The sequence below is a fragment of the Bifidobacterium callitrichos DSM 23973 genome (assembly GCF_000741175.1).
In the GTDB taxonomy this organism is placed as follows: Bacteria; Actinomycetota; Actinomycetes; order Actinomycetales; family Bifidobacteriaceae; genus Bifidobacterium; species Bifidobacterium callitrichos.
The window spans coordinates 63,594-70,390 of record NZ_JGYS01000017.1; the positions used below are offsets into that span (position 1 = coordinate 63,594).

Consider the following 6,797-nt stretch of genomic DNA (forward strand, 5'->3'; position numbering starts at 1 on the left):
TGTTCCGGGGGTTGCGGGGTGGTTGGTGTTTCTATCGCGCGGGCGCGTGGCGTGCGTGTTTGCTTGTGGTGGTGGTGTTTTCGAGGGTGTATGCGGGTAGGGTGAGCAGGGGTAGGAGGTAGCGTTCCTGGAATCCGGTCAGGGGCGTGGTCCATGTGCCGGTGTCCGGTGTGGTGTTCCATGTGATCAGGAGCATGCCCGTGGTCATGAGCAGGGACAGGACGCCGGCGGCGCTTGCGGTGAGGGCTTTCGCCGGGTCGGGGCGCGTGTCGTGGGGCAGGGTCAGGCAGACGAGCAGGATCGCGACGGTCGTGGGCGGCGAGTCGGTCAGGGTCTGCCACAGGGCCGCGGCCGTTGATGCGGTGATCTGCATGAGGTCGCCGGCGGGGTGGGCGAGCAGGTGGGCGAGGTTCGCGCCCGTGTCGAGGCCGGGGCGTGCGAACGGTCGCGCGTACGCGCGCGACCACAGGAGATACGGGATCCCGCCCAGCAGCAGCGGCGTGGTCGTGATCGTCGCGCGGGCCCGTCGTGTCATGCTTCGGGCCGGGAGCGGCAGGAGCAGCAGCGTCGCGTAGACGAGCTTGAGGGGGACCAGCAGCGCGCCGGCGGCCACGAACGCGATCCGGGCGCCCGTGGAGTCGCGTCGCGTCAGGCGCATGGCCAGGGCGGTCACGAGCGCGCAGACCGCGATGGCCATGGCGTCGGCGCTCATCGAGGACGCCAGGAACACGCACGCGGGGTTGGCCAGCGCCGTGACGAACGCCCACCGCCGGCCCCCGGCCAGCAGGACCGCCGCCATGCCGGCCAGCATGTAGCACAGCAGGTTCGCCACGCGGCCGGCCTGGAGCTGGTCCCATGCGCTCCCGCCCGCGTGGCGGGCCATGAGCATGCCCGCGGCCTGTGGCAGGTATCCCGGCAGCGGGGGGTACTGGTTCGCGCGGGTCTGCAGCATCATCGTGGTCGTCGGGGCCCGGTCCAGGACGGTGCGCTGCGCGTCCAGACCGGGATCGTGCCACGGGGACGCGAGCAGGGTCGTGACGGTCTCGTTGCGTCCCGGCGCCGACAGCAGCGTCCCGTCCCCGACCAGCCAGTGGACGCGATCCGAGTCCACGGCAAGCGACTGGCCGGTCGACAGCGCGTACGCGGCCGGCACGTGCAGGCCCGGGTCCGGCAGCGACAGGGGCCCGTACCACGACACGAACCCCCCCCTGCACCACCACCAGCACCACGAACGCCACAACCGGGGACAGCACACGACACGAACCATGCATTTGCATCTCCACCACCAACCGAAAGGGACGGCACGCGAACCGACTGGCACCGTGCATGGATGAATAGCTGGAAACCTCATCGAGATCGGACAAGGAAAAGAAAAAGGAGAACGCCCGCAGATCGGGACGTCCTCCTAATGCCCTCAGAAGCTGACGACGGGGCTAGCCGGCCGTCATCGTCGGGCCGTCAGCCTGTCGGCGACGGTTCGCGAATCGCTCAGTCGAGGGTGAACACGGCCTTGCCGTTGTTGTCGATGATCCAGCCCTTGGCGGCCAGGCCCTTGGCCTCGGATGCGTTGGTGTACAGGTGTGCAGGGCCGTTGGTGTTCGGGTTGTACACGCGGACCACGGCGGAGGAGCCGTTCTGCACGGTGTAGAACTTCGCGTTCTCCTTGACCCAGCCGACCTTGGCCAGCGAATCGGCCTCGCCCTCGAAGGTCAGCAGGTGCTCGCCCGTGTTCGGGTTGTACACGCTGAACACCTTCTCGCCGAACTGATGCACAGCGCGGTCGGTGCTTACGACCTTGTACGGCGCGCCCTCGGCCTTCCAGCCGAGCTTGACCAGAGCGGACTGCTCCTTGACGCTGGTGGTGAAGTAGTGGTCGCCGTTGTTCGGGTTGTACACGCGGTACAGCTCGGTGTCGCCGACCTCGACGATCTTGGCCTGCAGCGCCTTGAGCTCGGACAGCAGCTCCTTGTACTCCTTGTCGGTGTAGCCGTCCTTCGATGCTTCGGCCTTGTCGGCGAGGTAGTTCTGGAAGTCCTTCTTGTACTGTGCGTAAGAATCCAAGGTGTACAGCTTCTCGGCCTCGGAGTCCTTCAGTCCTCGATTGACGTAGCCTTCGACCTGAGTCAGCGTATCGGCGTTGCCGAGCTTGTTCCACTCGGCCGTGTAGGAGGCTCCGGCAACGATGCGGCCGGTCGACTGGCTGGCGGTTTCGCCATTGTTCACGACGTACTTCAGTCCCTCGCCGTCGATGGTGAGCTTGGCGCCCTCAGGGGCGGTGTACTTGCCGTACTTCCACGCCTCGAGCTCGTAGCCCTCACGCTCGTAGGACGGTGCCTCGAAGTAGTCGTCGGTGGAGAACCACTTGGAGACCACGGGCTCCTTGCCGTAGTTCGGGTCGAACTGCACTCGGATGGCGCTGGCCTTGAACTTCGCAGTCAGCTCGACGTTCTTGGTCAGGGCATTGGAGAAGTCGAACGCAGTGTCGGAGCCGGTCTCGTACCAGCCGTCGAACGCGTATCGCACGTTGTCGGTGGAAGGCTTGGACGGGTCGGCCGGTTTGACGGCCTTATCGCCAGCCTTCACGACCTGCGTGGTGGTCGTGGCCTTGTTGTCGGCGGTATCCGCAGCCTCGACATTGAACGTGACGGTGTATCCCTCGGACACGCCGTAGTTCGGCTTGACGATGGTGTTGGTGGTGATCGCGGTATCAAGAGCAATGGCCTTGGCGTCCTTGCCGGACACGGCGGAGAACGTGTTGGTCTGGCGAGAGACTTCGGTACCGTAGTCATTCGTGGACTTCTGGTACGCCGTCGGCAGGGACTTCAGACCGGCGGAGGCCAGGGTCTTGCCCTCCTCCACCTCGACCGTGTAATCAGAGCCGTTCTCGTCCTTCGGGGTCAGGGTCCACTGCTTGCCTGACCAGTCGGTGGAGGAGAACACCACGTACACGGAATCGACGGTCTTCGCCTCGAGGTCGACCTCGTCGTTGCCGTGGTTGACGACATCGGCCAAATCGGTGGAGGCGTCGACGGAGGGCTCGCCAGTCTGGTTCTTTGCCACGAAGCCCCTCAGCAGTTTGCCGTCCTTGGCGTTCGTGTCCGTCGGGAACTGCCAGGAGGCCAGCTTCGCGTCGTCCTTGGCCACCGGGACGTCCGCGACCGTGTAGAAGCCGGAGAACTTCACGGTGTAGATTCCACCGCTCGTACGCGCGTAGCGGGCCGACACCTCGGTGTCGGAGACCTTGTCAGCGTTGGCCTGATCCGTGGCGACCAGCGTGCCGGAAGCGTTCTCCCAGCCAGTGATCGTGTACGTGCCCTGATAGGACTTGTCAAGCGCGGACTCGGCCTTCACGACATCCGTCTTATCCAGATAGCCGTCACCGCCATCGGTGACCTCGGCGGACTTGCCGTCCTTCGCCACCACGACACCAGAAACAGCAGCCTTCGTATCGAACTTCAGATTCGTGCCGTCCACATCGAACGTGAACGTCTTCGCCTCGACGGCACTGGCACCCAACGCCGTCAGACCCATGGTCGCGATCATCGCGATCGAGGCCAGGCCGGCAAGCGATGCACGCCAAACCTTAGTATTTCCTGTCATCTTCAGGAACCTTTCTTTTAGGGACACCGGATCGGTTGGATGCTGGTCGAACATACTGATGCCGGACGAGTCTGGGATCCGTGCTTTTCACCTTGGCGATTCCTCTGACGAGCCGGCATAAACTGATCTTATTGGCGGAAAGCCGCCAATAAGAGGACGAGTTAAGGGGGACTTATGTCTCGTGCAATCGCACGCTATCTGACCAGAATCACGGCGCTTACCGCAGCGGCAACGGCGGTCTTGGCATTGTCCGCCGTGCCAGGTGTCTCCGCTCCCACGGCGGAGGCGGCATCCGGCGAGACCGCGGCGGTGGCGATGTACCGCCTGTACAACCCGAATAGTGGCGAACACTTCTACACCGCCAACTCCCAGGAACGCGAGACTCTGCGTGATGCCGGCTGGAACTACGAGGGCATCGGCTGGCAGGCGCCAGCCACGTCCAACATTCCCGTCTATCGCCTGTACAACAGGAACGCCGGAGACCACCATTACACGATGAACGCGGCTGAGCGCGACAGTCTGGTTCGTTCCGGCTGGAACTACGAGGGCATTGGCTGGTATTCCGATCCGCAGCAGCGAATTCCTCTGTACCGCCAGTACAATCCCCACGCGATTGCTGGTGCGCACAACTACACTCCCAATGCGGCGGAGCGAGATAATCTGATCCACGCCGGCTGGCACGACGAGGGCATCGGCTGGTATGGCGTCGGCGGCGCTTCGGCTGCACCGGCCGAAACACAGTCGAACGATGGCGCGTATGCATCCGTCGAAGGGGTGATGAACCTGCGCGGCAGCGGTTCCGGCTACCAAGCGAAGCTCGTCATGTCCGGCGGCGGTTCGACCGTGTCCTTCGGCATCCAGTACGAGCAGGACATCCATTATGCGTACCCGCAGTACCCGGGCAACACGGTCTTCCTCGTGGAGAACGTGATGTCGCATGCCACGCAGGCCGGCCCTGCAGGCAAGCAGTACATGTATCTCAGGGCCGCTTCGCTCAGTCAGGACGCCAAGGTGCGTCTGTCCTGGTATACGGATAACACGATTCGTTTCTTCGTCAACGATCAGGAGATCGGTCGTACGAAGACCACGATGAGTGCGCCGTTCATCTTCGCGGTCGAAGGCAGCGCCGCACGCAATGGCGACACCATCAATGCCACTGTAAGGAACGTGACGGTGAAGGCCGGCAACAACGCCGCGTCCTACGGCACGATCAGCGGCTGGAACGACAGGAACGACTACTTCGGTCTCGATGGCACCGTCACTAAGCAGGGAACCGTCAACAACGAGAACGGCCCGTTCAACACGAACGGTGTTCCAAGCTACGGCGTGGACGTTGCGATCAACGGTCGCGCGAATATTCCGGGCAACGGCCCCGACGGCAAGCCGTGGACGTGGGACACCTGCTTCAGCGCGGTCGACCCGACCACGAACACGACCGGCCATCCGCTGTCCGCGGTGATCAACATCGCGCAGAAGCGCTAACCAACACATCGAAAGGAACACATCATGCGTTTCGAATCCGCATATGCAGGCGTCGCAACCTCGGAGTATTCGTTCCGCAGGCTTGCCGCCACTCTGGTGGCTCTTGCGAGCGCATTCGTCCTGATGTTCGGCATCGTACCGGTTTCGGTCGCGGCGGACACTGGCGGCACGGTTGACATGTACCGCATGTACAACCCGAACAGCGGCGAGCACTTCTACACGGGCAACGGCGTGGAGCGCGACCAGCTGCGCGGTGCCGGCTGGAAGTACGAGGGAGTGGGCTGGGTGGCTCCCGCGCACTCGGATACGCCGGTCTATCGTCTGTACAATCCGAACGCATCGGATCATCACTACACCACGTCGGCAGGAGAACGTGACAATCTGGTCTGCAGTGGTTGGAGCGACGAGGGCATCGGCTGGTATTCGTCGGATACGAATCGCGCCTTCACCGTCTACCGTCAGTACAATCCGAACGCAACGTCCGGCGCGCACAACTACACGCTGAACCTTAATGAGGCGAACCATTTGATCGCAAACGGCTGGCACGACGAAGGCATTGCGTGGTATGCGGTCGGCGGAGCCACTCCCGCTCCGGTCGACCCCACGCCTGCGCCTTCACCCAACCCGACTCCGTCTCCCAATCCCAATCCGACGTTGCCTGGACGTCAGGTGACTCCCGGCGCGTACTGCAAGAAGGTGGAAGTCGGCCAACTCGGTACCGCAAACGGCAAGATCTATGTCTGCGCATACCACCCGGGCAACAAGATCCCTCACTGGTATCCGCGTGACTGATTGAGTCGATCGCCATCCGGCTACTGACCGGTTGACCATTTAGGGGTGATGCTGCGGTTATCCGTTGCTGTTTTGTAATGGATAACCGCAGCATCACCCCTTGTTAATACCCCCTATCTACAATGGCGGCGGTAGTCCATTATGCCAACTATGGCTGATGGATCAGGAGAGGGGGATATATGGCGATGTATCGCGGAATGCATTCAGCATCGACCGGCCATGCCTTGCCATGCGGCAGAAGGGGCCGCGGGCGGCATGCCTCTCAGTCTTCCACGATTCTTTTCCATCACGCCGATCCCGGTGTTGTTGGATCTCGTCTGATTCGTCGAACGGCATCGAAGCCGGCGATGGTCATTACATCGGCTTTGGCCGCAATCGCCATTGGCTGTGTTCCGGTGGCCGCTCAGGCGTATGAGAACCACGCACTTAGCTCTCGATACGATGTCGCACGGGCAGAGTTGAGCGACTCCGTGAAGAAGCTGTCGCAGGCAGTGCGCAGCGCCGAGCCTGCGATCGCCTATCAGGCTGACACTCTGCCTAAGAGCATGGGATTCATGCCTTCCATACTCAGCGCGCGCATCGCTGAAGCAGCAGCATCCGTGAATAGTGAGGTTGATGCGCCGCGAGGCATTGAGGGCGGATCGTTGGCACGTACCGTTGCCGATCTTGAGAAGGAAGCGAAGAGCAATCGTACCAGTGCGCAGATCATCGCCAAGACCGCATCGGAGATCATCGAATTCCATGATCTCAAGCAGCTTGATGATGCTCGCCGGGCACTTGATACCGCGACGAATACGGCCCAATCCGTACTCGCACAGGCCTCCAGCAAAGTCGACGGTGATCCAATGACCAATCTCGCCGACGCCATTCGCTCCGCACAATCGGTGGATGCATACGATATGGATGCGCTTCGGCAGATGGCT

5 protein-coding genes are annotated in these 6,797 nt (G+C 62.5%); 3 read left to right on the plus strand and 2 right to left on the minus strand.

What is annotated here, in order from left to right:
• Positions 1–31: 31 nt before the first annotated feature.
• Entirely contained in the window at positions 32–1,198 is a 1,167-nt protein-coding gene (locus tag BCAL_RS09270; protein ID WP_043167251.1) for a DUF2142 domain-containing protein, read from the minus strand.
• Positions 1,199–1,488: 290 nt separating this feature from the next.
• Positions 1,489–3,600: an InlB B-repeat-containing protein gene (locus BCAL_RS12380; protein ID WP_052401212.1), complete on the minus strand. Its 2,112-nt coding sequence runs from the start codon at positions 3,598–3,600 to the stop codon at positions 1,489–1,491.
• Between the two features lie 174 nt (positions 3,601–3,774).
• Between BCAL_RS12380 and BCAL_RS13505 the strand changes: the two genes are divergently transcribed.
• The 3 genes from BCAL_RS13505 to BCAL_RS09290 form a co-directional block, all read left to right on the plus strand.
• Positions 3,775–5,082 (plus strand): hypothetical protein, encoded by a 1,308-nt coding sequence (locus BCAL_RS13505; RefSeq protein WP_193350949.1) that lies wholly within the window; start codon positions 3,775–3,777, stop codon positions 5,080–5,082.
• A 24-nt stretch (positions 5,083–5,106) separates the two neighbouring features.
• Positions 5,107–5,874: a hypothetical protein gene (locus BCAL_RS12850; protein ID WP_081887403.1), complete on the plus strand. Its 768-nt coding sequence runs from the start codon at positions 5,107–5,109 to the stop codon at positions 5,872–5,874.
• A gap of 179 nt (positions 5,875–6,053) precedes the next feature.
• Positions 6,054–6,797 (plus strand): hypothetical protein (locus tag BCAL_RS09290; RefSeq protein WP_156101978.1); only part of this gene is annotated, 744 nt, incomplete at its 3' end.